The 26733-nt window shown below is 60.6% G+C and carries 29 protein-coding genes; 14 read left to right on the forward strand and 15 right to left on the reverse strand.

The genetic code is table 11. The features are described from left to right. Window positions 1-69: 69 nt before the first annotated feature. Window positions 70-984, reverse strand: coding sequence for a DUF808 domain-containing protein (locus J2X66_RS03860; RefSeq protein ID WP_310261075.1), 915 nt, complete (start codon window positions 982-984; stop codon window positions 70-72). Window positions 985-1118: 134 nt separating this feature from the next. Here J2X66_RS03860 and J2X66_RS03865 point away from each other — a divergent pair, with 134 nt between their 5' ends. Further along, window positions 1119-1727: a TetR/AcrR family transcriptional regulator gene (locus J2X66_RS03865; protein WP_310261078.1), complete on the forward strand. Its 609-nt coding sequence runs from the start codon at window positions 1119-1121 to the stop codon at window positions 1725-1727. A gap of 131 nt (window positions 1728-1858) precedes the next feature. Here the strand turns inward: J2X66_RS03865 and J2X66_RS03870 are convergent, their stop codons facing one another. Next, window positions 1859-2299, reverse strand: coding sequence for a heme-binding protein (locus J2X66_RS03870; protein ID WP_310261081.1), 441 nt, complete (start codon window positions 2297-2299; stop codon window positions 1859-1861). Between the two features lie 267 nt (window positions 2300-2566). On the opposite strand from J2X66_RS03870, the gene gcl reads away from it, so the two are divergent. From gcl to J2X66_RS03910, 8 genes are all read left to right on the forward strand, one after another. Next, window positions 2567-4342, forward strand: a complete 1776-nt coding sequence (gcl, locus tag J2X66_RS03875) for a glyoxylate carboligase (RefSeq protein ID WP_027922401.1) — start codon at window positions 2567-2569, stop codon at window positions 4340-4342. 174 nt (window positions 4343-4516) lie between these two features. Next, a complete protein-coding gene (hyi, locus tag J2X66_RS03880; protein ID WP_310261085.1) occupies window positions 4517-5299 on the forward strand; it encodes a hydroxypyruvate isomerase in 783 nt (260 codons plus the stop codon). A 157-nt stretch (window positions 5300-5456) separates the two neighbouring features. Further along, entirely contained in the window at window positions 5457-6347 is an 891-nt protein-coding gene (locus J2X66_RS03885) for a 2-hydroxy-3-oxopropionate reductase (RefSeq protein WP_310261087.1), read from the forward strand. An 86-nt stretch (window positions 6348-6433) separates the two neighbouring features. Next, complete coding sequence (locus tag J2X66_RS03890) at window positions 6434-7714, forward strand: glycerate kinase (protein ID WP_310261091.1); 1281 nt, start codon at window positions 6434-6436, stop codon at window positions 7712-7714. Then, window positions 7704-9119, forward strand: a complete 1416-nt coding sequence (pyk, locus tag J2X66_RS03895) for a pyruvate kinase (RefSeq protein WP_310261094.1) — start codon at window positions 7704-7706, stop codon at window positions 9117-9119. The genes J2X66_RS03890 and pyk overlap by 11 nt, the downstream gene beginning before the upstream one ends. A gap of 138 nt (window positions 9120-9257) precedes the next feature. Further along, the gene (locus tag J2X66_RS03900; RefSeq protein WP_310261097.1) at window positions 9258-10172 is read left to right on the forward strand and encodes an urea transporter; all 915 of its coding nucleotides are present in this window, start codon (window positions 9258-9260) and stop codon (window positions 10170-10172) included. Between the two features lie 21 nt (window positions 10173-10193). Continuing rightward, complete coding sequence (locus J2X66_RS03905; RefSeq protein WP_310261100.1) at window positions 10194-11018, forward strand: ion transporter; 825 nt, start codon at window positions 10194-10196, stop codon at window positions 11016-11018. A 93-nt stretch (window positions 11019-11111) separates the two neighbouring features. Further along, the gene (locus J2X66_RS03910; protein WP_310261102.1) at window positions 11112-12110 is read left to right on the forward strand and encodes a sulfate ABC transporter substrate-binding protein; all 999 of its coding nucleotides are present in this window, start codon (window positions 11112-11114) and stop codon (window positions 12108-12110) included. Between the two features lie 101 nt (window positions 12111-12211). On the opposite strand, the gene J2X66_RS03915 is transcribed toward J2X66_RS03910, so the two are convergent. Further along, complete coding sequence (locus J2X66_RS03915) at window positions 12212-12841, reverse strand: DUF5666 domain-containing protein (RefSeq protein ID WP_310261104.1); 630 nt, start codon at window positions 12839-12841, stop codon at window positions 12212-12214. 236 nt (window positions 12842-13077) lie between these two features. On the opposite strand from J2X66_RS03915, the gene J2X66_RS03920 reads away from it, so the two are divergent. The 3 genes from J2X66_RS03920 (at window position 13078) to J2X66_RS03930 (ending at window position 16178) form a co-directional block, all read left to right on the forward strand. Next, a complete protein-coding gene (locus tag J2X66_RS03920) occupies window positions 13078-14283 on the forward strand; it encodes an MFS transporter (protein ID WP_310261107.1) in 1206 nt (401 codons plus the stop codon). Window positions 14284-14508: 225 nt separating this feature from the next. Next, entirely contained in the window at window positions 14509-15228 is a 720-nt protein-coding gene (locus J2X66_RS03925) for an SDR family oxidoreductase (protein ID WP_310261108.1), read from the forward strand. A gap of 62 nt (window positions 15229-15290) precedes the next feature. Continuing rightward, a complete protein-coding gene (locus J2X66_RS03930; RefSeq protein ID WP_310261111.1) occupies window positions 15291-16178 on the forward strand; it encodes a LysR family transcriptional regulator in 888 nt (295 codons plus the stop codon). Between the two features lie 47 nt (window positions 16179-16225). Here J2X66_RS03930 and J2X66_RS03935 read toward each other — a convergent pair whose 3' ends face one another. The 10 genes from J2X66_RS03935 to ccmA form a co-directional block, all read right to left on the reverse strand. Further along, window positions 16226-16630: a hypothetical protein gene (locus J2X66_RS03935; protein ID WP_310261115.1), complete on the reverse strand. Its 405-nt coding sequence runs from the start codon at window positions 16628-16630 to the stop codon at window positions 16226-16228. Window positions 16631-16644: 14 nt separating this feature from the next. Beyond that, complete coding sequence (gene ccmI / locus J2X66_RS03940) at window positions 16645-17847, reverse strand: c-type cytochrome biogenesis protein CcmI (protein ID WP_310261118.1); 1203 nt, start codon at window positions 17845-17847, stop codon at window positions 16645-16647. Next, the gene (locus J2X66_RS03945; RefSeq protein WP_310261120.1) at window positions 17844-18314 is read right to left on the reverse strand and encodes a cytochrome c-type biogenesis protein; all 471 of its coding nucleotides are present in this window, start codon (window positions 18312-18314) and stop codon (window positions 17844-17846) included. Before J2X66_RS03945 ends, ccmI begins: the two co-directional genes overlap by 4 nt. Further along, window positions 18311-18847 carry a DsbE family thiol:disulfide interchange protein gene (locus J2X66_RS03950; RefSeq protein WP_310261121.1) on the reverse strand — a complete coding sequence of 179 codons (537 nt, stop codon included), beginning with the start codon at window positions 18845-18847 and terminating at the stop codon, window positions 18311-18313. Before J2X66_RS03950 ends, J2X66_RS03945 begins: the two co-directional genes overlap by 4 nt. Beyond that, complete coding sequence (locus tag J2X66_RS03955; RefSeq protein WP_310261122.1) at window positions 18844-20832, reverse strand: heme lyase CcmF/NrfE family subunit; 1989 nt, start codon at window positions 20830-20832, stop codon at window positions 18844-18846. Before J2X66_RS03955 ends, J2X66_RS03950 begins: the two co-directional genes overlap by 4 nt. A 3-nt stretch (window positions 20833-20835) precedes the next feature. Beyond that, window positions 20836-21291 carry a cytochrome c maturation protein CcmE gene (ccmE, locus tag J2X66_RS03960; RefSeq protein WP_123434059.1) on the reverse strand — a complete coding sequence of 152 codons (456 nt, stop codon included), beginning with the start codon at window positions 21289-21291 and terminating at the stop codon, window positions 20836-20838. After that, window positions 21288-21464, reverse strand: coding sequence for a heme exporter protein CcmD (ccmD, locus tag J2X66_RS03965; protein WP_008145547.1), 177 nt, complete (start codon window positions 21462-21464; stop codon window positions 21288-21290). Before ccmD ends, ccmE begins: the two co-directional genes overlap by 4 nt. Then, entirely contained in the window at window positions 21461-22216 is a 756-nt protein-coding gene (locus tag J2X66_RS03970) for a heme ABC transporter permease (protein ID WP_007946756.1), read from the reverse strand. The genes ccmD and J2X66_RS03970 overlap by 4 nt, the downstream gene beginning before the upstream one ends. A 72-nt stretch (window positions 22217-22288) precedes the next feature. Next, window positions 22289-22957 (reverse strand): heme exporter protein CcmB, encoded by a 669-nt coding sequence (gene ccmB, locus J2X66_RS03975; protein WP_310261127.1) that lies wholly within the window; start codon window positions 22955-22957, stop codon window positions 22289-22291. Then, complete coding sequence (gene ccmA / locus J2X66_RS03980) at window positions 22954-23589, reverse strand: cytochrome c biogenesis heme-transporting ATPase CcmA (RefSeq protein WP_027922382.1); 636 nt, start codon at window positions 23587-23589, stop codon at window positions 22954-22956. Before ccmA ends, ccmB begins: the two co-directional genes overlap by 4 nt. 197 nt (window positions 23590-23786) lie before the next feature. Between ccmA and J2X66_RS03985 the strand changes: the two genes are divergently transcribed. Both J2X66_RS03985 and J2X66_RS03990 read left to right on the forward strand, forming a co-directional pair. Continuing rightward, window positions 23787-25373 (forward strand): flagellar hook-length control protein FliK, encoded by a 1587-nt coding sequence (locus J2X66_RS03985; RefSeq protein WP_310261131.1) that lies wholly within the window; start codon window positions 23787-23789, stop codon window positions 25371-25373. Further along, window positions 25370-25699 carry an EscU/YscU/HrcU family type III secretion system export apparatus switch protein gene (locus tag J2X66_RS03990; protein WP_310261134.1) on the forward strand — a complete coding sequence of 110 codons (330 nt, stop codon included), beginning with the start codon at window positions 25370-25372 and terminating at the stop codon, window positions 25697-25699. Before J2X66_RS03985 ends, J2X66_RS03990 begins: the two co-directional genes overlap by 4 nt. Window positions 25700-25814: 115 nt before the next feature. On the opposite strand, the gene J2X66_RS03995 is transcribed toward J2X66_RS03990, so the two are convergent. Further along, a complete protein-coding gene (locus J2X66_RS03995; RefSeq protein ID WP_027922379.1) occupies window positions 25815-26207 on the reverse strand; it encodes a DUF2802 domain-containing protein in 393 nt (130 codons plus the stop codon). Further along, window positions 26208-26693, reverse strand: coding sequence for a chemotaxis protein CheW (locus J2X66_RS04000; RefSeq protein ID WP_007946765.1), 486 nt, complete (start codon window positions 26691-26693; stop codon window positions 26208-26210). Window positions 26694-26733: the final 40 nt, after the last annotated feature.

The following is a 26733-nucleotide window of genomic DNA, read 5'->3' on the forward strand; positions in this document are numbered from 1 at the left end:
AATAAAAAAGGCCATTCGATGCGAGTCGAATGGCCTTTTTCATACCTCCCACATGGACGGTGCCCGGCTTTAGCCTTTCAGCGCTTTCCAGACCTTGCTGGCACCCATCACGCCCGCCAACACCACCGCACCCGCGACAATCCCCGCCACTGCGTTCAGCAACGTTGGCACAATAAACCCGGCACCACCCGCCCCGGCGCTGACGCTTTCGATCCAGTGATGAACCACCGGTACGCCGTGGGTCAGGATCCCGCCGCCGACCAGGAACATCGCCGCCGTACCGATCACCGACAGGCTTTTCATCATGTAAGGCGCGGCTCGCAAAATGCCGCCGCCGATGCTTTTCGCCATCTGCCCAGGCTTTTGGGTCAACCACAAACCGAGGTCGTCGAGTTTGACGATGCCCGCCACCAGGCCATACACACCGATGGTCATGACGATGGCAATGCCCGAGAGCACGATCACTTGCTGGGTCAGCGAGGCATCTGCCACTGTACCAAGGGTGATGGCGATGATTTCTGCCGACAGGATGAAATCGGTGCGTACCGCACCTTTGATCTTGTCCTGTTCGAACGCCACCAGATCGACCGCCGGATCAGCGACAGCCTCGACCAGTTCCGCGTGTCCGGCCTGGTCTTCAGCCTTGCTGTGCAGGAATTTGTGCGCGAGTTTCTCAAAGCCTTCAAAACACAGGTAAGCGCCGCCGATCATCAACAACGGCGTCACCAGCCATGGAATGAACGCGCTGATGGCCAGGGCCGACGGCACCAGGATCAGTTTGTTGCGAAACGAGCCCTTGGCCACGGCCCAGACCACCGGGATTTCCCGCTCGGCCCGCACACCGCTGACCTGCTGGGCATTGAGCGCCAGATCGTCGCCGAGCACGCCGGCGGTCTTCTTGGCGGCCATTTTGGTCATCAATGCCACATCATCGAGTACCGCGGCGATGTCATCGATCAGCACCAGCAAACTGCTTCCTGCCATGAATCAGGTTTCCTTCTTGAATGAATGCCGCGCAGCATAGCGCGGCCGAGTGCCACACGGGGCATTCTTGAGCGCCGCGCGAGGCCGGTGATACCATGCGCAACCGCCAGAACAGGCAAGGAACCCCCTGGTTTATGAGCACTATCCGCGAGCGCAACAAAGAACTGATCCTACGTGCCGCCAGTGAAGAATTTGCCGACAAGGGCTTCGCTGCGACCAAAACCAGTGACATTGCAGCCAAGGCGGGATTGCCCAAGCCCAACGTCTACTACTACTTCAAATCCAAGGAAAACCTCTACCGCGAGGTCCTGGAAAGTATCATCGAGCCGATTCTGCAGGCCTCGACACCGTTCAATCCTGACGGCGAGCCCAGCGAAGTGCTGAGCGGCTACATTCGCTCGAAAATTCGCATCTCCCGTGACTTGCCGTTCGCCTCGAAAGTGTTCGCCAGCGAAATCATGCACGGCGCCCCGCACCTGAGCGCCGACCTGGTGGAACAGCTCAACAGCCAGGCCAAGCACAACATCGACTGCATCCAGACCTGGATCGACCGCGGCCAGATCGCCGCCATCGACCCCAACCACCTGATGTTCAGCATCTGGGCCGCGACCCAGACGTATGCCGACTTTGACTGGCAGATCACGGCGATTACTGGCAAGGCCAAGCTCGATGAGGCGGATTATGAAGCGGCGGCGCAGACGATAATTCGGCTGGTGCTGAAGGGGTGTGAGCCGGATCAGTGAGACTGCACTGCGGCTATCAGCAGCAGGCTCACTCCTATAGGGGGATTTGCGGCGTTCAGACATTTTGTGTCCAACCCCGATCCTTGTAAGAGTGAGCCTGCTCGCGATAGCGATTAATCAGTCCCCCCAAATCAAGCAGTAACCCCCGCATCCGCCCTCAACCCCACCGCCTCGATCGCACTGATCGCGCACTGCTCGTCAACATCCGACAGATCCCCGCTGATCCCTACCGCCCCCAGCACATTCCCGTCCTGATCCCGAATCAGCACGCCGCCCGGTGCCGGCACGACGCTGCCCTGCCCCAGGCTGTTCAGCGCGGCGAAGAAGGCCGGGCGTTGTTGCGCATCCAGCGCCAGCAGGCGTGAGCCTTTGCCGAGGGCGATGGCGCCCCAGGCTTTGCCGATGGCGACCTGCGGGCGTAGCAGGCTGGCGCCGTCTTCTCGTTGCAGGGTGATCAGGTGCCCGCCGGCATCCAATACCGCGATGCTCAAGGGTGCTGCCGAGATTGCACGCCCTGCAGAGATGGCCTGGTTAATCAGGTTGACTGCAACTTTCAAGGTTAAAGCGCTCATGGTGCCGTCCTCATTTTGTTTTTCGGAAAGGCGTTGGGCTGCGCCGTTGTGCCGCAGGCCGATGCAACAAATAGAACACAATGAGTTATTTTTTTGTATACAATAATTATCGAAAAGCGCCACATGCGACGAAAAGCCACACTAGATAAGGCTTTCGACGAATGAAACGGTCGCTTGAGAAAATGGATTGACCTGCGCCGTCCGCCGTGAATACACTCTGCGCAAAGCCACTTGTATACAATTACAAAACGTAAGAGGCACAAAACCATGAGCAAAATGAGAGCAATCGAAGCCGCCGTTCTGGTGATGCGCCGTGAAGGGGTTGATACCGCTTTTGGCATCCCGGGCGCCGCGATCAACCCGCTGTACTCCGCCTTGCAGAAGGTCGGTGGCATCGATCACGTCCTCGCTCGCCACGTTGAAGGCGCCTCGCACATGGCCGAGGGTTACACCCGCACCAAGGCCGGCAACATCGGCGTGTGCATCGGCACCTCCGGCCCTGCCGGTACGGACATGGTCACCGGGCTCTACAGCGCCTCGGCCGACTCGATCCCGATTCTCTGCATCACCGGCCAGGCCCCCCGCGCCCGTATGCACAAGGAAGACTTCCAGGCCGTAGACATCACCACCATCGTCAAGCCAGTGACCAAATGGGCAACCACCGTCATGGAACCGGGCCAGGTGCCTTACGCGTTCCAGAAAGCCTTCTACGAAATGCGCTCCGGCCGTCCAGGCCCGGTGCTGATCGACCTGCCGTTCGACGTGCAGATGGCGGAAATCGAATTCGATATCGACGCTTACCAACCGCTGCCGCTGGCCAAGCCCACCGCTAACCGCGTGCAAATCGAGAAGGCCCTGGCCATGCTCGATCAGGCTGAGCGCCCATTGCTGGTGGCCGGTGGCGGCATCATCAATGCCGACGCCAGCGACTTGCTGGTCGAATTCGCCGAGCTGACCGGCATTCCAGTGATCCCGACGCTGATGGGCTGGGGCACCATTCCGGACGATCACCCATTGATGGTCGGCATGGTTGGCCTGCAAACCTCGCACCGCTACGGCAACGCGACGATGCTCAAATCCGACGTGGTGCTGGGCGTGGGTAACCGTTGGGCCAACCGTCACACCGGTTCGATCGACGTCTACACCGAAGGCCGCAAGTTCATTCACGTTGATATCGAACCGACCCAGATCGGCCGCGTGTTCAATCCTGACCTGGGCATCGTCTCCGACGCCGCTGCCGCGCTGACCGTGTTCATCGAAGTCGCCCGTGAATGGCAAGCCGCCGGCAAGCTGAAAAACCGCAGTGCCTGGCTGCAAGACTGCCAGCAGCGCAAGGCCAGCCTTCAGCGCAAGACGCACTTCGACAACGTACCGGTCAAGCCGCAGCGCGTTTACGAAGAGATGAACCAGGTGTTCGGCAAGGACACTTGCTACGTCAGCACCATCGGTCTGTCGCAGATTGCCGGCGCGCAGTTCCTGCACGTCTACAAGCCGCGTCACTGGATCAACTGCGGCCAGGCCGGCCCGTTGGGCTGGACCATTCCGGCGGCACTGGGCGTGGTCAAGGCTGATCCGACCCGCAAGGTCGTGGCGCTGTCGGGCGACTATGATTTCCAGTTCATGATCGAAGAGTTGGCGGTGGGCGCGCAATTCAAGCTGCCGTACATCCACGTTGTGGTCAACAATTCGTACCTGGGGCTGATTCGTCAGGCCCAGCGCGGTTTCGACATGGACTACTGCGTGCAGCTGTCCTTCGATAACCTGAACGCTCCGGAACTCAACGGTTACGGTGTCGATCACGTCGCGGTCGCCGAAGGCCTCGGCTGCAAGGCATTGCGAGTGTTTGAACCGGGTCAGATCCAGCCTGCCCTGCGCAAGGCTCAGGAACTGATCGAAGAGTTCAAGGTGCCGGTAATTGTCGAGATTATTCTGGAGCGTGTGACCAACATTTCCATGGGCACCGAGATCAACGCCGTCAACGAATTCGAAGACCTGGCGCTGGTCGGCAACGACGCACCGACGGCGATTTCGTTGCTTGATTAACAGCTGACCGCTCTCCCTATGGGAGTGGGCTTGTGTGGCGAGGGAGCTTGCTCCCGCTCGGCTGCGAAGCAGTCGTAAAGCTTTTGGGGCCGCTTCGCGCCCCAGCGGGAGCAAGCTCCCTCGCCACACAAGCCCGCTCCCACAAGGGACCTCATACATATACGGGAGACCACCATGCCGCGTTTCGCAGCCAACCTGTCCATGCTGTTCACTGAGCAGGATTTTCTTGCCCGTTTTGAAGCGGCCGCCAAGGTCGGTTTCAGCGGTGTCGAGTACCTGTTCCCTTACGATTTCAGCTCCGCCGAGATCAAGGCCAAGCTCGATGCCAACGGTCTGACCCAGGTGCTGTTCAACCTGCCGGCCGGTGACTGGGCCAAGGGCGAACGCGGTATCGCGTGCCTGCCGGACCGCGTTGAAGAATTCCGCGCCGGTGTCACCCTGGCTATCGCCTACGCGCAAGTGCTGGGCAACACCCAGGTCAACTGCCTGGCCGGTATTCGTCCACAAGGTGTCGACGATGCCACCGTGGAAAAAACCTTCGTCGCCAACCTCAAGTACGCGGCCGACAAGCTGCAAGCGGCGGGTATCAAACTGGTCATGGAAGCGATTAACACCCGCGACATCCCGGGCTTCTACCTGAACAACACGGCGCAAGCCCTGTCGATCCGCGAACAAGTGGGCAGCGCCAACCTGTTCCTGCAATACGACATCTATCACATGCAAATCATGGAGGGCGACTTGGCCCGCACCATGGCCGCGCACCTGGGTGAGATCAATCATATCCAGTTGGCCGACAACCCAGGTCGCAACGAACCGGGCACCGGTGAAATCAACTACCGCTTCCTGTTCGAACACCTGGACCGCATTGGTTATCAGGGTTGGGTTGGCTGCGAATACAAGCCACTGACCACCACTGAAGCGGGTTTGGGCTGGCTCAAAACCCACAACGCAATCTGACGCAGATCCCCGGTAGGAGCGAGCCTGCTCGCGATGAGGCCAGCACATTCGACATTGATGTTGCCTCACAAACCGCTATCGCAAGCAGGCTCACTCCTACAAAAAGCAACACTCCCCTATTTGCTTGCGAGCAATACAAAAACAAGAGGATTTTCTCATGGCTAAAATCGGATTTATCGGCACCGGCATCATGGGCCACCCAATGGCGTTGAACCTGCAGAAAGCCGGTCACAGCCTGTTCCTGTCGGCGCACCACGACGCCGCGCCTGCCGACCTGATTGCCGCTGGCGCCATCGCCCTGGCCAACCCGAAAGAAGTCGCGCAAGAAGCCGAATTCATCATCGTCATGGTGCCGGATACCCCACAGGTAGACGACGTGTTGTTCCGCGCCGACGGCGTTGCAGCCGGCGTGGGCAAAGGCAAAATCGTTATCGACATGAGCTCGATCTCGCCGACTGCTACCAAAGCATTCGCGGCCAAGATCAACGAAAAAGGCGCGCAGTACCTCGACGCACCGGTATCCGGCGGTGAAGTCGGCGCCAAGGCCGCGACCTTGAGCATCATGGTCGGCGGCGATGCCGATGCCTTTGAACGTGCCCTGCCGCTGTTCCAGGCCATGGGCAAGAACATCACCCTGGTCGGTGGTAACGGCGACGGTCAAACCGCGAAAGTGGCGAACCAGATCATCGTGGCCCTGAACATTCAGGCGGTGGCCGAAGCCCTGCTGTTTGCCTCGAAAAACGGCGCCGATCCAGCCAAGGTTCGTGAAGCACTGATGGGCGGTTTCGCGTCGTCGAAAATCCTGGAAGTACACGGCGAGCGCATGATCAAAGGCACCTTCGACCCGGGTTTCCGCATCAGCCTGCACCAGAAGGACTTGAACCTGGCCCTGCAAGGCGCCAAGGAACTGGGCATCAACCTGCCGAACACCGCCAACACCCAGCAAGTGTTCAGCACCTGCGCGGCCATTGGTGGCAGCAACTGGGACCACTCGGCATTGATCAAGGGCCTGGAACACATGGCGAATTTCTCGATTCGCGATAAGTAAGCCCTGCCCCGGCACTGATCGTTCCCACGCTCTGCGTGGGAACGATCATCTGCGTAAACCAAGAATAATAAGATTGGGAGCCCGCCATGTCGGTCGATCCGCAACAATTTCTGCGCGAACTGTTCGCCACAGCCATCGACGCTGCCCATCCGCAGCAAGTCCTCGAAGCCCATTTGCCCAAAGATCGCAGCGGTCGGGTGATCGTCATCGGCGCCGGCAAAGCCGCGGCCGCCATGGCCCAAGTGGTCGAGCGTTGCTGGCAGGGTGAAGTGTCCGGTCTGGTGGTGACGCGTTACGGTCACGGCGCCCCGTGCGAAAAAATCGAAGTGGTCGAAGCGGCCCATCCGGTGCCGGACGCTGCCGGCCAGGCTGTCGCCAAGCGAGTCTTTGAGCTGGTCAGCAACCTGACCGAAGACGACCGCGTGATCTTCCTGCTCTCGGGTGGCGGCTCCGCCCTGCTCGCATTGCCCGCCGCCGGTATCACCCTCGCCGACAAGCAATCGATCAACAAAGCCCTGCTCAAATCCGGCGCCACCATCGGCGAGATGAACTGCGTGCGCAAGCACCTCTCGGCGATCAAGGGCGGCCGCCTCGGCAAAGCCTGCTGGCCGGCCACTGTGTATACCTATGCGATTTCCGATGTGCCGGGCGACCTCGCCACGGTCATCGCTTCCGGCCCGACCGTGGCCGACCCGAGCACCTCCGCTGAAGCGCTGGCGATCCTCAAGCGCTACGGCATCGACGTCCCTGGCTCCGTGCGCAACTGGCTGCAATGCCCGGAATCGGAGACGGTCAAACCCGGTGATCCGAGCCTGGCGCGCAGTCATTTCCAGTTGATCGCCCGTCCACAGCAGTCGCTTGAAGCCGCCGCCGTGAAAGCGCGACAGGCCGGTTTCAGCCCGCTGATTCTCGGCGATCTGGAAGGCGAATCCCGCGACGTGGCCAAGGTCCACGCTGGCATCGCCCGTCAGGTCGTGCTGCACAGTCAGCCGCTGGCAGCGCCCTGCGTGATCCTTTCGGGCGGTGAAACCACCGTGACCGTACGCGGCAATGGCCGTGGCGGGCGCAACGCCGAATTTCTGCTGAGCCTGACCGACAGCCTCAAAGGCCTGCCCGGCGTCTATGCCCTGGCCGGGGACACCGACGGCATCGACGGCTCCGAAGACAACGCCGGCGCAATCATGACCCCGGACAGCTACGCCCGTGCCGCCGCCCTCGGTTTGAGCGCCAGCGACGAACTCGACAACAACAATGGCTACGGTTATTTCGAGGCGCTGGACGCACTGATCGTCACCGAGCCTACCCGCACCAACGTCAACGACTTCCGCGCCATCCTGATTCTCGAGAGCCCTAAACATGACGCCTGACAAGAAGGTTAAGATCCTCGCCACCCTCGGCCCTGCCATCGACGGGATCGACGACATCCGCGAACTGGTGCAGGCCGGGGTCAATATTTTCCGCCTGAACTTCAGCCACGGTGATCACGCCGACCACGCTCAGCGCTACCACTGGATTCGGGAAGTCGAGCGCCAACTGAATTACCCGCTGGGCATTCTGATGGACCTGCAAGGCCCGAAACTGCGGGTCGGCAAATTCGCCGAAGGCAAGGTGCAACTGCATCGCGGCCAGGCCCTGCGCCTGGACCTGGAGCCGACGCCGGGCGACGAGCGCCGCGTCAACCTGCCCCATCCGGAAATCATCGCTGCGCTCGAGCCGGGCATGGACCTGCTGCTGGATGACGGCAAATTGCGTCTGCGCGTGGTGACCAAGTACGCCGACGCCATCGACACCACCGTACTCAATGGCGGCGAACTGTCGGACCGCAAAGGCGTGAACGTGCCGCAAGCGGTTCTGGAACTGAGCCCGCTGACCGCCAAGGATCGCCGTGATTTGAGCTTCGGCCTGGAGCTGGGTGTGGACTGGGTCGCGCTGTCGTTTGTGCAGCGTCCGGAAGACATCCGTGAAGCCCGCGAGTTGATCGGCGACAAAGCATTTTTGATGGCCAAGATCGAGAAACCATCGGCGGTGACTCATCTGCGCGAAATCGCTGAATTGAGCGACGCGATCATGGTCGCTCGCGGTGATCTGGGCGTGGAAGTGCCAGCCGAAAACGTGCCGCAGATTCAGAAAAACATCATCAGCCTCTGCCGTGAGCTCGGCAAACCGGTGGTGGTGGCGACGCAGATGCTTGAGTCGATGCGTTTCTCTCCGGCCCCGACCCGCGCCGAGGTCACCGATGTGGCCAACGCCGTGGCCGAAGGGGCGGACGCGGTGATGCTGTCGGCGGAAACCGCGTCCGGTGAGTACCCGCTGGAAGCGGTGCAGATGATGAGCAAGATTATCCGCCAGGTGGAAAACGGTCCGGACTATCAGGCGCAGCTGGACGTGAGCCGGCCGAAAGCCGAGGCGACGGTGTCTGATGCGATCAGCTGTGCGATTCGTCGAATCAGCAATGTGCTGCCAGTGGCGGTGCTGGTGAACTACAGCGAGTCCGGAACCTCGAGTTTGCGCGCGGCGCGGGAACGGCCGACGGTGCCGATCCTCAACCTCACGCCGAACCTGCAGACCGCTCGCCGCTTGACCGTGGCGTGGGGCGTGCACTCAGTGGTCAATGACCGGCTGCGGCAAGTGGATGAAGTGTGTTCGACGGCGCTGGAGATTGCCCAGGCCCAGGGCATGGCGCAGCGGGGCGATACGTTATTGATCACCGCGGGTGTGCCGTTTGGGCAGCCGGGATCGACTAACTCATTGCGCATCGAAACCCTGATTTAACCCCATACCATGATCGTTCCCACGCTCTGCGTGGGAATGCGGCCCGGGACGCTCTGCGTCCCAAGAGCAGACGCAGAGCGTCCATCGAGGCATTCCCGCGCAGAGCGTGGGAACGATCTGTACTGAATGACCCTTAAAATGCCTGCCAATCACTTCAACACCCACTGCCCCGACTGGGCGACGGCCCTGCTCAACGGTTTCAGTCAGATCTTCCTTCAGCGAAATCCGCTGTGCGGCCTGCTGTGCCTGTTGGCGATTCTGTTTACCGCGCCCACTCTGCTTGGCGGTGCGCTGCTGGGCGGTGTCGCCGGGTTGCTCACCGCGCAACGTCGCAACTATGCCAAGGAAGATCGTCAGGCCGGACTGTTCAGCTACAACGGCGTTTTGCTCGGCTTGCTGCTGAGCCTCTACTTCCCCTGGTCCGCCCTGCTGCCGCTGATGATCATCGCCTGCGGTGGCTTGAGCGCGATGCTGACTCAACAGTGGCTAAAACGCTCCCGGGTCAGCCAATACCTGCCCGCCTACACTGCGCCCTTCGTGGGACTGGGCTGGTTGCTGCTGTGCTTCGCCACGCCGTCGACCCAGGCGCACCTGATCGAAATCAACACCCTGAACATGCTCGCCGCCCCCCTCAAAGGCCTCGGCCAGGTGATGTTTCTCGGTCATCCGCTGGCCGGTGCGCTGATTGCCGCCGGATTGCTGATCGCTGACCGCCGCGCCTTTTGCTGGGCGATGTTCGCGTCTGTCGCGGGCATGGGCTGGAGTCTGCTGAACCATGACTTCTACACCGCCCTGATCGGCCTTGGTGGCTATAACGCCGTGCTTGCCGCCCTCGCCTTCAGCTCGCAACGCCAGCAACTGTGGCTGCCTCCGCTCGCTATTGCACTCGCGTTGCTGCTGACACCCATGTTTGCCGCGATCGGCCTGCCCACGCTGACCGCGCCGTTCATCCTCGGTTGCTGGCTGATCCGTACGATTGTTCAAGTGCTCGGCAAAGCCACGGTGACCACTGCGCCTTGCGCTCCTGGGGAGAATCAACCTAGGCTGCGTTGATCATTGGTTCAGGCGGTATCCATGGACAGCAGCAAACACTGGCGTGAAGAACTTTCCGTCATGGTATTCCAGAGCGACACCAAGGCGGGGCGGCGCTTCGACGGCATCCTGCTGTTGATCATCCTCGCCAGCATCGTCATCGTGATGCTCGACAGCATCGACGCAGTTCACCAGAACTACGCCGATCTGCTGGCGTATATCGAGTGGGGCTTCACCTTCGTTTTCGCCGTTGAATACATCCTGCGGCTGTACTGCTCGCCCAAGCCGTTGCGCTACGCGTTCAGCTTTTATGGGCTGGTGGACTTGCTGGCCATCGTGCCCGGCATCCTCGCGCTGTATTACGCCGATGCGCAGTACCTGTTGATCATCCGGATCATTCGGATGCTGCGGATTTTCCGCGTGCTCAAGCTCAGCCCGTATCTCAAGCAAGCCAATTACCTGATGTCAGCGCTGCGCGGCAGCAAACAGAAAATCGTGGTGTTTCTGGTCAGCGTCTGCACATTGGTGACGGTGTTCGGCACCTTGATGTACGTGATCGAAGGTCCGGAACACGGCTTCACCAGCATTCCCAAAGGCATCTATTGGGCGATCGTTACGCTGACCACCGTGGGCTTCGGCGACATCGTGCCAAAGACGCCGTTGGGCCAGGTGATTTCGTCGTTGGTGATGATCACCGGTTACTCGATCATCGCCGTACCCACCGGGATTTTCACCGCCGAACTGGCCAACGCCATGCGTGGCGAACAACTGCAACACGATTGCCCGGTGTGCAAGAAAAACAGCCACGAACACGGCGCGGCATTCTGCTCGCGATGCGGCAACGCATTGTTTAAGAAACTGGAATAAGCAAAGAGCTTTTTAATCTTTAAAGGCCTATGCGAGCCCGGCTATAGTCGCTGGCAAATTGCCTCACTTTTAAATTAGAACAAGGACTGCGCAGTGAAAAAACTCTTTGGCGCCTCACTTCTGGCCGCTGGCCTGGCATTGACCAGCGTGGCTCAGGCCGCACCGACCCTGCTCAACGTTTCCTACGACGTGATGCGCGATTTCTACAAGGACTACAACACTGCCTTCCAGAAACACTGGCAAGCCGAGCACAACGAAAACATCACCCTGCAGATGTCCTTCGGCGGCTCCAGCAAACAGGCTCGTTCGGTCATCGACGGTCTGCCGGCTGACGTCATCACCATGAACATGGCGACCGACATCAATGCCCTGGCGGACAACGGCAAACTGGTGCCGGACAATTGGGTTACCCGCCTGCCGAACAACAGCGCACCGTTTACTTCCGCCACGGTATTCATCGTGCGTAAAGGCAACCCGAAAGCCCTGAAAGACTGGCCGGACCTGCTCAAGGATGGCGTTCAGGTGATCGTGCCGAACCCGAAAACCTCGGGCAACGGTCGCTACACCTACCTGTCGGCCTGGGGCTATGTGTTGAAGAATGGCGGTGACGAGAACAAGGCCAAAGAATTCGTTGGCAAGCTGTTCAAACAAGCCCCTGTACTGGACACCGGCGGCCGCGCAGCCACCACCACATTCATGACCAACCAGATCGGCGACGTGCTGGTGACCTTCGAAAACGAAGCGGAAATGATTGCCCGCGAGTTTGGTCGTGACCAGTTTGAAGTGATCTACCCGAGCGTTTCCGCCGAAGCTGAACCGCCGGTGACGGTGGTCGACAAAGTCGTCGACAAAAAAGGCACTCGCGCGGCGGCCGAGGAATACCTGAAGTACCTGTGGTCGCCGGAAGGTCAGGAGATTGCCGCGGCGAACTACCTGCGTCCGCGTGACCCGGCGGTGTTGGCCAAGTACACCGATCGTTTCCCGAAAGTGGATTTCCTGTCGGTCGAGAAGACCTTTGGTGACTGGCGCACGGTGCAAAAGACCCACTTCAACGATGGCGGGATCTTTGATCAGATTTACACCGGTCAGTAATTCCTGAGTGCAATGAAAAAGGCGACTTGAGCAGGTCGCCTTTTTTGTGCCCGCTGACTGATCGTTCCTACGCTCTGCGTGGGAACGATCGGTTGCGGTCATTACATCGGTGGGGTCACGCCATCCTTGCCCGCCGAGATCGATTGCGCCGTCAGCGTCCCGTCCGCACTCTGCGTCACAAACGTCACGATCTTCACCCCCACCCTCAGCAAACTGCGATCCCCCGGCATCAGGTTCACGATCGGCACGTCCATCGGCACCAGGATTTTCTGCTGCCCGCCCTTGTAGTTGACCGTCAACACCCGGCCATTGCTGACCACCAGATCACCGACGCTGCCATTGGTCATGCTACTGCCCTTGACCAGGTCGAAGGGCCGATGCCCGTCACCGCTACCGGCCAGTTCAGGCGGGAAGACGTGGACTTCCAGCGCCTTGAGGGTCCCATCTTCCTGAGGAATCGCCGCCGAGCCGATGTAGCTGCCGGGTTTGATGTCTTCGATGTTAGCCAAGGTGACGGCGCGGATTTTGGTGTCGTTGGTCAGGTGGATGACCACGTTTTCACCGCTGTTAACGTGGACGTTCAAGGCGTCGGAGCTGACTCCGGTGATCTCGCCGCGAACACCGATGCGCAAGCCCGGCGCGTCGGCGGCCTCGGCCAGGCCAGTGGTCAACAAGGTCATCAGTGTCAGGGCTGAAGCGCCGCGAATCAGGTGGCGAATCATCGCATTCATGGCAGTGCCTTCCGGTTAAGAAACGAGAGAGAGAACATAAGCACGCTATCGAACAGGATGTAAGTGAATGTATCATCGGACCTCACATTTTGGGACGCAAGGTGCATCGGCAAACAGCACATGGCCAGCGTCACTCATTCCGCAATGGAATGATTACTATCACTTCAACCTCTCTTCCGCCGTTTGGGCTTGCCGCTTAGCCTTCGCGCATTCCCTTTTGTCCAGCGAGACCCGTTATGAACCCAGCGACCCAGGCGCCCCACGGTGCCGCGACAATGACCAAAGGCATGGTGCTGCTCTTCGCCTTCTGCTGCGGCGCCATCGTCGCCAATATTTACTATGCCCAGCCGATCATTGGCCTGATCGCGCCGGACATCGGCCTGACCAGCACCATGGCCAGCTTCATCGTTTCGTTGACGCAAATTGGCTACGCGCTGGGGTTGTTCTTCCTGGTGCCGCTGGGCGATCTGCTGGAGAACCGTAGATTGATGATCATCACCACCGTGGTGGCGATTGCCAGTTTGCTGGGCGCTGCGTTCACCGATCAGCCCAATGTGTTTTTGCTGATCTCGTTGCTGGTGGGGTTCAGTTCAGTATCGGTGCAGATCCTGATTCCACTGGCCGCGCATCTTGCACCGGAAGAATCTCGCGGCCGGGTGGTCGGCGGAATCATGGGCGGTTTGCTGCTGGGTATTCTGCTGGCACGACCGGTGTCCAGCGTGGTGGCTGACCACTTCGGCTGGCGCGCGATGTTCATGATTGCGGCCGCGTTGATGGCGGCGATCAGCATCGTGCTTGCGCTGACCATTCCCAAGCGCCAGCCTGATCACAGTGCGTCTTACGGGCAGTTGCTGGGGTCGCTGTGGACGCTGTTGCGCCAACAACCGGTCTTGCGTCAGCGGGCGTTTTATCAGGGTTGCATGTTCGCCACGTTCAGCCTGTTCTGGACCGCCGTGCCGCTGGAACTTGCCCGCAATCATGGCCTGTCGCAAACCCAGATCGCGATCTTCGCCCTGGTCGGTGCCATCGGCGCCATCGCCGCGCCCATCGCCGGTCGCCTGGCCGATGCCGGCCACACCCGCATCGCGTCTTTGCTGGCCCTGGTATTCGCCAGCCTGAGCTTCCTGCCGGCGTTCATTCATCCGCTCTACAGCGTCATCGGCCTCGCCGTAACCGGCGTGGTGCTCGACTTCTGCGTACAGATGAACATGGTCCTCGGCCAACGCGCGGTCTACGCCCTTGACGCCAAAAGCCGCAGCCGCCTGAATGCGCTGTACATGACCAGCATCTTCATCGGCGGCGCGTTTGGTTCCTCGGTGGCGAGCGCGGTGTATGAACACGGTGGCTGGTTGTGGATCGTGATGGTGGGTAGCGCGTTTCCGCTGTTGGCGTTGCTGCGGTTTTTGAGTGCTTCGCAAAAGGCTTCGTTGGCGACGGCTTAAGCCTTTAAAACATCGTCGGATCACCACTCAGAGCCCCGTTCTCTGCCTGCGAATTCCGGGTGATCCCGATGCGTCTTCACTGGTCAGGATGGCGTGATTCGTTACGCCGAGGTCAACCCGGATTACACTCAGCGTCCTGAGCCTGAAGCGATGCTGGATGCGATTCGCGGCTGACCCTTTCACTGCCGCCCGCCCCGGCGGCAGGTTCTTTTCAAGGAGTGTGAAATGACCCGTCGTACTTTTCTCATCACTGGCGCCAGCAAAGGCATCGGTCGCGCGGTGGCCGAGCATCTGGATCGCGCCGGGCACCGGGTGGTCGGGATCGCTCGAACCCCTGACCTGACGTTCCCCGGCATTCTGTTTCCGCTGGATTTGAGCGACCGGGCGCTGACGCAGGAAGTCCTGGCGGATCTGGCCAGGACCTACGAGTTTGATGGGCTGGTGAATAACGTCGGTCTGGTACGCCCGCAAGTGCTGGGTGAAATTGATCTGGATACGTTCGACGATGTGATGCGGGTCAACCTCCATTCGGCGTTGCAGGCCACCCAGGCACTGTTGCCGAACATGCGCGCCAAGGGCTGGGGTCGGGTGGTAAACATTTCCAGTTTGACTGTACTGGGGATCACCCAACGCACCGCTTATGCGGCGGCGAAAGCGGCGCTGATCAGCTTCACGCGATCGTGGGCGCTGGAGCTGGCGAAAACTGGCGTGACAGTGAATGCCGTGGCACCGGGGCCGACTGAAACCGAATTGTTCCGCAGCAACAATCCGCCAGGCAGCGAAGGCGAAGCGCGGTATCTGGCGGGCGTGCCGATGGGGCGGTTGGGGCAGCCGCAGGAGATTGCGGCGGCGATCGCGTTTTTGCTGTCCGAGCAGAGCGGGTTTATCACCGGCCAGACATTGTTTGTGGACGGTGGTGCGTCCATCGGCAAAGCCGCGTTCTAAGCAACAACACAACCCTCCTACAGGGGATTTCCTAAAGGCATCAGACCGCACAAGGGCTTCAAATGGACCGCCTCGCCGCAATGGAAACCTTCGTCTATGTCGTGGAAACCGGCTCGTTTTCCGCCGCCGCCCGGCGCCTGAATATCGGCCAGCCCGCCGTGTCGAAAGCCATTGCGCAACTCGAATCACGCCTGGCCGTGCGACTGCTGTTGCGCTCGACCCGAGGCCTGACGCCCACCGAGGCCGGCCTGGCGTTTTTCGAACGTGCCAAGCGTGCCATCGAAGAATCCGACGAGGCCGACAACGCCGCGCGCGGTGCCGCCAGCGGGCTGAGCGGCAACCTGCGCATTTGCGCCGCCGTGACCTTCGGCCGAATACATATCGTGCCGCACCTCGGGCCTTTCCTCGATCAGAATCCAGACCTGAACATCGACTTGCTGCTCGACGACCGCAACCTCAATCTGGTCGAAGAAGGCGTCGATGTCGCCCTGCGCATGGGCGCCCTGAGCGATTCCGGCCTCACTGCCCGCAAGATCGCCGAATGCCGACGTGTAGTACTCGGCACGCCGGCCTACTTCGAAAAATACGGCGAACCCACCTGCCCCGCTGACCTGTGCAAACACCAGGCAGTGGTCTACGCCCTGGGCGGCGGCGCCAACTGGCAATTTCGCAACGCAAGCGAAGAACAGTCCGTGATCATCAACGGCCGAATTCGCGTCAGCGCCGCCGAAGGTTTGCGTGAAGCGGTCCTCGCCCACCTGGGACTGACCATGGCCTCCGAATGGATGTTTGCCCCGGAACTGGCCAGTGGTGCCGTCAGGGAAGTGATAACGGGCTGGACGTTGCCCAGCCAGGATTTGTGGGCCGTGTTTCCTACCGGAAGAATGGCCAGCGCCAAGGCTCGGGCGTTTGTAGAGTATGTGCAGGGGTTGTTGGCGAAAGAGAACTGAGCAAAGTTTGGAAATCAAAACGGCGATCCTGAGATCGCCGTTTCCATTTACTGCCCGAATTGCCGTCCCAACCCGCCCGGCACGCCATGAATATCCGTATCTTCCCACGGCCCGTCGGGGCTGACCGAACGGCTCCAGCCGTTGCTCCAGCGGTAGTAGGTGCGCTGGCGGTAGAAGGTGTTGGTCTGATCCTCCAGCACATAGACGCCAAGCTTGGCGTCCCAATGGCTATTACCACCCGGTGGCGGTGCGAAGCTGGCGGAGGTGCGCGGCATCGGTTTGGCCGGCTTGGCCGGGATACCCGGTTTGCCAGGCGCAGGTGTCGTGGACGGTGTCGGCCTTGGCTGCGACGGCGGGATCGGTGGTGGCGTCGTCGGCTCTGGCCGCTGGACCGCGCATGCACTCAACCCCAAAACCAGACTGAGCAGGGTGATACGAGCAATAGCGGTCATGGCGGTGCTTCCTGTTATTTGTCCGGGCTGTCGATGGTCAGTGTCTGCGTCGCGGTGGTGCTGCTGGCCAGAGGCTGGCTGCGACCGACCCATTCACCGGCAGTCGGTTGGCCGGCACGGGAGACGCGCGCAACCAGTTGGACTTCAGGGAAGTTCGACAGTTTCAACTGCGGCATCATTGCGTCGGCATCACCCAGTTCGACAGTCACCGGCAAGTCGGCCACGGTCAGGCGTTTGGCGGCCAGCGGTGCGGGTGGACCGGAGGTGGCGCGGGCGAAGATGAAGACACTGTCACCCGGCTGGACCTTGGCTTTGAGCGCTGGCGCCAGGTCTACGGTGACTTTCAGCAACGCTGCCGCCTTCGCTGCAGGAGCCTGGACAACCTTGCCGCCGCCGGCTTCCAGCTTCTCGGTGGCCCGGGCAATACCGCCTTGAAGCGCAGCGCGGGAGCTGTCCTCGGGCGGCAGTTGCGCCAGCAGGCGATTCCAATAGTCGATAGCGTCCTGATAACGCTGGGCTTCGAAAGCTGCGATGCCAAGCAGTCCAAGGCTGGTGACTTCTTTTGGATCGGCTTTCAGCGCTTCATCAGTCAGGGCCTGAATCTTGTCCGACCACTTCTTGCCATCGGCAAAGTATTGGGCCTGCGCCCATTGGCCGAGCAGTTCCGGTTGACGCCCGGCCACGTTCACCGTGCGCTCAAAGATCTTCGCCGCGTCACCAGGACGGTCCTGGGCCATGTAGGTGCGACCGAGGAAATACAGGCCTTCAGCCGATTCCGGCTGAGCGGCGACGGCGCGCTCCAGGCGACGGGTCATCTCTTCCATCGACTGCGGTGCCTGGGAAAATTCACGGGTCAGTTCGACTTTGTCGCTGGCACCGAAATGCAGGTACAAGCCAAGACCGAGCACCGGAACCAGCACGGCCGCCAACAACGGCAACGGCTTGCCCAGGCGACCCACGCGAGGCGCCGCAACGCCTTCGGTATCGGCGAGCAGCTCACGGGCCGCTTCGGCGCGGCCGGCGTCCATTTGCCCGGCGTCGAGCACGCCCTCTTCCTGCTGAGTCTGCAACTCAGCCACGCGCTCTTGGTACAGCGCGACGTTCAGGGCGGTACGATCCTCTTCGAGTTGTGCGCGACGACCACGCAAAACCGGGATCAACAGAAAACTCAGGGCAACCAGAAGCAGCAGACCTGCAGCGAGCCAGAAATCAATCATTCTTGGTTTTTATCCAACAGGTGGTCGAGGCGCTCACGCTCCTCGGCAGAAAGCGCGTCTGGGGTATCGGCGCGTTGTACGCGACGACGGCGGACGATCACGGCGATGATCACGAAACCGCCCAGCAGCAGGCCGGCCGGGCCGAACCAGAGCAGTGCAGTCTTGGCGTTGAGAGCCGGTTTGTAGCGGACGAAGTCACCGTAGCGATCAACCATGAAGTCGATGATCTGCTGGTTGTCCTTGCCCTCGCCGAGCATCCGAAAAATCTCTTTGCGCAAGTCGGCGGCAATCGGTGCGTTGGAATCGGCGATGTCCTGATTCTGGCACTTGGGGCAACGCAGTTCTTTGGTCAGCTCGCGAAAACGCTCGCGATCACCTTCTTTGGCGAACTCGTAGGTATCGATGGCGGCGTGCGCCACGCCGGCCATGCTCAAGCCCAATACCGCTGCAGCTATCCAGCGCTTCATGGCTTGGCCTCATCGACCAGCGCCTGATACTTGGCCGCCAGTTTCTCGCGCCAGACCTGCTCGTCGATCACGCCGACGAACTTGTCGCGGATGATGCCCTTGGCGTCGATGAAAAAGGTTTCAGGCGCGCCGTAGACACCGAGGTTCAGGCCCAAGGTGCCGGCATCGTCACGGATGTCCAGTTGATACGGGTTGTGGAATTCCACCAGCCACTTCAAGGCGTCGGCGTTGACGTCCTTGTAGTTGATGCCATAGATCACCACGCCCTGCTGGGCCAGTTTGTTCAGCACCGGGTGTTCGACCCGGCAGGAAATGCACCAGGTGCCCCAGACGTTGACCAGCGCCGGTTTACCCACGATGTCAGCCTTGGTCAGGGTCTTGTCGCCCTGAACGTTCGGCAGGGAAAACTCCGGGAACGGCTTGTTGATCATTGCCGAAGGCAACTCGGCCGGGTCGAGGTACAACCCGCGATACAGGAAAACAGCCACCACCAGAAAAATAATCAGTGGCAACAGCATCAACCAACGTCTCATGCAGTGGCTCCCGTCATGCCCAGTGCTTCACGCACCCGGCTTTTCACCTTGACCCGATAACGCCGATCCAGCGCCGCCAGCAACCCGCCGAAGCCGGTCAGCAGGCCACCGAACCAGATCCAGCGCACGAATGGTTTGACGTGAACGCGCACAGCCCAGGCGCCATCACCCAGCGGTTCGCCAAGGGCGACGTAGAGGTCGCGGGTGAAACCTGCGTCGATCCCGGCTTCGGTCATCACCGAGTTCTGTACGGTGTACAGGCGTTTTTCCGGGTGCAGCACGCTGACTTCCTTGCCATCACGGATCACCCGAACGGTGCCCTTGTCGGAGGTGAAATTCGGGCCTTCGAAGTGTTTGGCGCCTTCGAACACGAAGTGATAACCGGCCAGGTCCATGGACTCGCCCGGTGCCAGGCGCAAGTCGCGTTCGGCACTGTTCTGGCTCGACAACACGACGCCCAGCGCACACACGGCGATGCCGAGGTGGGCGATCTGCATGCCCCAATAGCTGCGGGTCAGAGTCGGCAGGCCTTTGATCAGGCCTTTGTGACGGGTCTTGTCGAGGATATCCCGGACACCGGCGAGCAATACCCACGCTGCCAGCATGAAGGTTGCAATCACGGCCCAGTTGAAATCGCCGTAAGCGACGCCGGCCACAACCGCCAGCGCAGCACTGCCGAGCAGTACCGGGGTCAGCATGCTCATCAACCATTTCACCGGGGTGTCTTTCCAGCGCACCAGCATCCCGACCGCCATCACCACCATCAACAACGCCATCAACGGAATGAACAGCGCATTGAAGTACGGCGGGCCGACCGACAGTTTGGCGCCGGTCATCGCATCGAGAATCAGCGGGTACAAGGTGCCAAGCAGGATCATCGAAGCCGCCACCACCAACACCAGGTTGTTACCCAGCAGCAGGGTTTCCCGGGACCAGAGGTTGAAGCCGACCTGGCTCTTGACCACCGGCGCGCGCAGGGCGAACAGCGTCAGCGAACCGCCGACCACGAACAGCAGGAAAATCAGGATGAACACACCGCGCTCAGGGTCGGACGCAAACGCGTGAACCGAGGTCAGTACGCCGGAACGCACGAGGAACGTCCCGAGCAAGCTCAGCGAGAACGCGGCGATGGCCAGCAGCACGGTCCAGCTCTTGAACACGCCACGTTTTTCCGTGACGGCCAGGGAGTGAATCAGTGCCGTACCGACCAGCCAAGGCATGAAGGACGCGTTTTCCACCGGGTCCCAGAACCACCAGCCGCCCCAGCCGAGTTCGTAATACGCCCACCACGAACCGAGGGTGATGCCGATACCGAGGAAGGCCCAGGCAACGATGGTCCACGGACGCGACCAGCGCGCCCACGCCGCATCAAGGCGACCGCCCATCAGCGCCGCAATGGCGAAAGCGAAGGCCACCGAAAAACCGACATAACCCATGTACAACATTGGCGGGTGAACGATCAGACCGATGTCTTGCAGCAGCGGATTGAGGTCGGCGCCATCGCTGGGCACTTGTGGCAGGATGCGTTTGAACGGATTGGACGTGAGGATCAGGAACAGCAGGAAACCGGTGCTGATCATGCCCATCACCGCCAGCACGCGGGCCAGCATGTCCCGCGGCAGCTGCCGGGAGAACACCGACACCGCGAAGGTCCAGCCACCGAGGATTAACGCCCACAACAGCAATGACCCTTCATGTGCGCCCCACACAGCGCTGAATTTGTAGTACCACGGCAAGGCACTGTTGGAGTTGTTCGCGACGTAGCCGACCGAGAAGTCGTCAGTCATGAACGCGTAGGTCAGGCAACCAAAAGCGAACACCAGGAAAGTGAACTGCCCCCAGGCGGCTGGCTGCGCGAGGCTCATCCACAAACGGTCGCCGCGCCAGGCACCGAGCAACGGCACCACGGCCTGCACCAGCGCGAAACACAGCGCCAGAATCATGGCCAGGTGGCCAAGCTCAGGGATAAAGATTCCGGATGTCATCAATTAACCCTCTTTGGCTTGTGTGGGTGCCGACTGGCCGCTGTCTTTCAGGGCCTTGGTCACTTCCGGCGGCATGTATTTCTCATCGTGTTTGGCCAGCACTTCGTCAGCCACCACCACGCCGTCGGCGTTGATTTTGCCCAGGGCAACGATGCCCTGCCCTTCGCGGAACAGGTCCGGAAGAATGCCGCGATAGGCGATGGTCACGGATTTGTTGAAATCGGTGACGACGAATTTGACGTCCAGCGAATCTCCGGAACGTTGCAACGAACCTTTCTCGACCATGCCGCCCGCCCGAATACGCGTGTCTTGCGGCGCTTCGCCGTTAGCGATCTGGGTCGGGGTGTAAAACAGATTGATGTTCTGCTGCAAGGCGCTCAGGGCCAGGCCGACGGCAGCGCCGACACCCACCAGGATCGCGAGAATGATGATAAGACGCTTTTTGCGCAGCGGATTCACTTGCCGTTCTCCCGGCGCAGACGACGCGCCTCTTGTTGCAGATACCGCTTGCGGGCCAGGATCGGCGCCGCCACGTTGAGGGCCAGCACTGCCAGGCAGATGCCATAGGCGGACCAGACATACAGGGCATGATGGCCCATGGCGAGGAAATCGCCGAATGAAGCAAAACTCATCGAGCGGCCTCCAGACTGTTCTGTACTTCGGCCTTGACCCAGCTGGCCCGCGCTTCGCGCTTGAGCACTTCAAGGCGCATGCGCAGCAACAGGACCGCGCCGAAGAAACAGTAGAATCCCAGCACCGTCAGCAGCAACGGCAGCCACATCTCGGCCGGCATCGCTGGTTTTTCGGTGAGGGTGAAGGTCGCGCCCTGGTGCAGGGTGTTCCACCACTCCACCGAGTACTTGATGATCGGGATGTTGATCACGCCGACAATCGCCAACACAGCACAGGCCTTGGCGGCGCTGTCACGATTACTGATGGCGTTGCCCAGCGCAATAAGACCGAAGTACAGAAACAGCAGGATCAGCATGGACGTCAGTCGCGCATCCCAGACCCACCACGAACCCCAGGTCGGTTTGCCCCAGATCGCGCCGGTGACCAGCGCCACGGCGGTCATCCAGGCACCGATGGGCGCCGCGCATTGCAGGGCGACGTCGGCCAGTTTCATCTTCCAGACCAGCCCGACGATGCCGCACACGGCCAGCATCACATAGCAGGACTGCGCCAGCATGGCGGCCGGAACATGGATATAGATGATGCGAAAGCTGTTGCCTTGCTGGTAATCAGGCGGCGCGAAGGCCAGGCCCCAAACGACACCGACACCGATCAGCAGCAACGCTGCGACGCTCAGCCAGGGCAGCAGTTTGCCGCTGATGCCGTAAAACCATTTGGGCGAGCCAAGCTTGTGAAACCACGTCCAGTTCATACTGTTTCCATCACGGTTGCCCTTCGCTGTGAAGGGCTGGGTCTTTACTGGTTAAATTTTAACCAGACCTCATTATTCGCCGACGCTGATCTTCAGGCCAGCAGCTATTGCAAAAGGTGTCAGGGTTATCGCCAGGGCGGTCAGGCTACCAAGCCATAGGAGATAACCGGTCGCCGGCATGCCCTGCAAGGCAGCCTGCAAGGCGCCACTGCCGAGAATCAACACCGGGATGTACAGCGGCAGAATCAGCAATGCCAGCAACAGGCCACCGCGCTTCAATCCAACCGTCAGGGCTGCGCCCACCGCACCGAGCAGGCTCAGCACCGGTGTACCCAGCAATAAGGAAAGCAGCAACACCGGCAGACAAGCGGCAGGTAAACCGAGCATCAACGCCAGCAGTGGCGCGAGCAAAACCAGTGCCAGGCCGGAGAAGGCCCAGTGTGCCAGTACCTTGGCCAATACCAGAAGAGGCAGGGGGTGCGACGAAAGGACCCACTGTTCGAGGGAACCGTCTTCGAAATCACTGCGGAAAAGCCCGTCCAGCGAGAGCAGAACCGCTAAAAGCGCTGCCACCCAGACCAGTCCCGGAGACAAGGTTTGCAACAATTGAGCCTCGGGGCCGACCGCCAGCGGGAACAGCGCCACCACGATGGCGAAGAACACCAGCGGATTAGCCAGCTCCGCAGGACGGCGGAACAATAAACGGGCCTCACGGGCGACCAACAGGCCGAAAACACTCATACGGCCCAATTCCCCAGGTCAATGTCGCGATAGCCGGCCGGCATCCGGGTCAGCGTGTGGTGCGTGGTCAACACGACCATGCCGCCCCGCTCGCAGTGCGCGGCCAGGTGTTCTTCGAGTTGCGCCACGCCTTGTTTATCGAGCGCGGTGAACGGTTCATCGAGAATCCACAGCGGCGGGCTGTCCAGGTACAACCGCGCCAACGCCACGCGACGATGCTGGCCAGCAGACAGGGTGTGGCAGGGAACATCCTCGAAACCGCGCAGTCCGACAGCCGCCAGGGCTTGCCAGATGGCCTCATGGGACGCCGGGTGATGCAAGGCGCAAAGCCAGCTGAGGTTTTCCTCGGGGGTCAGCAGTTCCTTGATGCCGGCGGCATGACCGATCCACAGCAGGTTGCGCGCCAGCTCAAGACGTTGCTCATTGAGCGGCTGGCCGTTGAGCAGCACCTGACCGGCGGTCGGCTGCATCAGCCCGCACAGCAGACGCAACAGGCTGGTCTTGCCACTGCCGTTGGGGCCGCTGATTTGCACCATTTCGCCACTGGCCAGTCTCAAATCGAGATTTTCGAAGAGCAGCCGAAGGTCTCGCTCACAAGCGAGGGCAACGGTTTGCAGGACTGGGCTGGTCAAGGGATCACGGGCCTTTTGCGGTTCAAGTCGGCGGCGAAGCGGCCGCTAAAGAGATGCAGCATAGATGCATTGGCGGCCTGTTCTAGAGAGCTGCGTCAAACAATTGCAATGTTTTCGCCACTCCCCGAAAGACGGGCGGCATTATACATGCCATGCCCTACTCTAAAGAGTGCATTTTCCTCAGGTTGTGACCGCGTATGACAGGCGAAATGAACATCCTCCCGCTGCCCCAGACCACGCCCGCGACTTCGCGGCCGCTGGTGGTGAGTGGCGACCTGCTGCAGTTGCTTAAGCCAATGGAGGGCCTGATCGACGTCGGACAGACCGCCAAGGCTGAAGTGCTGTCGCTCAAGCAGACGGATCAGACTTTTCAACTGTTGCTCAAAGTCACCCTCGACAGCGGTCGCCAGACCACGGTGCAGGCCACCAGCACCCAACCGTTGCCTCAAGGCACCAGCCTGGCGATCACACAGCCGTCGGCGAGCAATCTGGCAATCACTGTGCAACAGGCCATCGCTTCCAGCATTGCCACCCTTACCCGCATCGACACGGCGCAGCTGCCGGTCGGCACCTTGCTACAAGGCAAAGTACTGACCTCGCAAATGCTGCCGCAGGTGCCAGGGCAACCGACGGTGTTTCGCTCGATGGTGAGCGTGTTGAACACCGTGCTGAGCGGTAGCACCTTGAGTATCGACAGCCCGACGCCGCTGCGCATCGGCACGTTGTTGAGCGCCATGGTGCAAGACACCCAGACGCTGAAATTCGTCCCGCTGAGCAGCCGCCAGGAACAATTGGCGGTGACCCAGCAACTGGTCAGCCAACAAAGCCGCCAAGGCTCGCTGGATGGCTTGATCAAAGTCCTGCAAAACCTGCCGTTGCCTCCACCATCGTCGGATCCGACTTCCAACGACCTGCGTGTTGCCGTGGAAATACTCCTCGCTGGCCTCCCGGACGTTCAGCAATTGAGCACGCCAAAGGGGCTTGCTCAAGCGTTGGCCAACAGCGGCCTGTTCCTCGAAGCGAAATTGCTGACCGGACAGAATCCGACGCTGGCTCCAGACATGAAGGGCGATTTGCTCAAGCTGATCGCACAACTGACACCGGGGCTGCCGGCCAACACCAACCTCAATGCACTGATCGCCGCCAACACATTGGTGCAGGCGATGCCGAGTTTTGTGCGCAGCGCCCTCGGCATGCTCGGCCAGGTCAGCGCCAAACCGTTGCCGACCAGTTTCCCGCTGCCCGAGCGCCTGCTGCAAAGCCAGCACGGTGAAGGTGATCTGGAGCACTTGCTGCGTTTGGCAGCGGCGGCGGTTTCGCGCCTGCAAAGCCATCAACTGTCGAGCCTGGAACAAACCGGTCTGACGGACGATGGGCGGCTGGTCAGCACCTGGCAGCTGGAAATCCCCATGCGCAACCTGCAGGACATCGTGCCATTGCAGGTCAAGTTCCAGCGCGAAGAAGCCCCAGAGAAAGAACAGCCGCACGAACGTCGCGACGAACGTGAGCCCAAGCAACCATTGTGGCGCGTCGACCTGGCGTTCGACATGGAACCGCTAGGCCCGTTGCAGATTCAGGCGCAGCTGATCCAGGGCAGCCTGTCCAGCCAACTCTGGGCCGAACGCCCGTACACCGCGAGCCTGATCGAAAACAACCTGGCCGGGCTGCGCGAACGCCTGCTGGCGTCGGGACTGAACGTCGGCGATCTGGATTGCCACCTCGGCAAACCGCCACAAGGCCCGCAAACCCGTCTTGAACAACGCTGGGTCGACGAAACCGCATGAGAAACCCCAACGCCCCACGCCAGGCCATCGCCCTCAAATACGACGGCAGCCACGCCCCTACCCTCACGGCCAAGGGTGACGAAGCGCTGGCGGAAGAGATTTTGCGGATCGCTCGCGACTACGAAGTGCCGATCTACGAAAACGCCGAGCTGGTGAAGCTGCTGGCGCGGATGGAGCTGGGGGAGAGTATTCCGGAGGAGTTGTACCGCACGATTGCCGAGATTATTGCGTTTGCATGGAATCTGAAGGGCAAGTTTCCGGCGGGGCATGATCCCGATGCAGTCATGCTGGAGAAGGACATCACTGATCGCGGGGATGATTACTGAGGCTTCAAGGACGCCATCGCGGGCAAGCCCGGCTCCCACAGGGTTCGGCGGCGTTCACATACGTTGTGCGCGACCGCCATAGATGTAGGGGTGAGCCTGCTCGCGATTGGCTATCTCAGTTCTTGTGCAGCTTGCGCATCAACTCCGCCTCTGCCTGGGTCAAACCGCAGGACTGAGTGAGTTCATCCACCGTAGCGCCCATCCCGACCAGTCGCGCCGCCTGGGCAAACGACAGGCTCGACGGGTCGCGCTGTTCCAGTTGCGCCAGTTTGTCCGGCAGCGGGCCGACCACCGCGCGCAGCTCGTGCAGGTCTTCACCCATGCGCACATTGCCGCGCTGGTAGTCGTCCACGCGTTTGGCCAGGTCCTTGATGCGCTGATCCCGCAGCGCATCGCCCTGAGCCTGTTGCGCGGCGATCAATCGTTGACCGCGTATGTACGCCAGAAACATCGCCAGCGTGCCTGCCCAGAAAAGGAACAGGACAATGACCGCTACCTCAAGAATCAATCAGATGTTCTCCAGGTCCGACCATTCTTCTTCGCTCATCATCTTGTCCAGCTCGACCAGGATCAGCAGTTCGTTGTTCTTGTTGCATACGCCTTGGATGAACTTGGCGGATTCTTCGTTACCGACGTTTGGCGCGGTTTCGATTTCCGACTGACGCAGGTAAACCACTTCGGCCACGCTGTCGACCATGATCCCGACTACCTGCTTGTCGGCTTCAATGATGACGATACGGGTGTTGTCGCTGATCTCGGCATTCATCAAGCCGAAGCGCTGACGGGTGTCGATCACGGTGACCACGTTACCGCGCAGGTTGATGATGCCCAGCACGTAGGACGGAGCACCCGGGACCGGGGCGATTTCGGTGTAGCGCAGGACTTCCTGAACGCGCATCACGTTGATGCCGTAGGTTTCATTATCCAGCTTGAAGGTTACCCATTGCAGGATCGGATCTTCGGAACCCTTTGCAGCCGTCGCCTTATCATTCATACCCTGACCCCTCGAAAAACCGCCCTGGCGGTGTGTGTTC

The sequence above is a fragment of the Pseudomonas sp. 3296 genome, from assembly GCF_031456615.1.
GTDB classification, from domain to species: domain Bacteria; phylum Pseudomonadota; class Gammaproteobacteria; order Pseudomonadales; family Pseudomonadaceae; genus Aquipseudomonas; species Aquipseudomonas mucoides.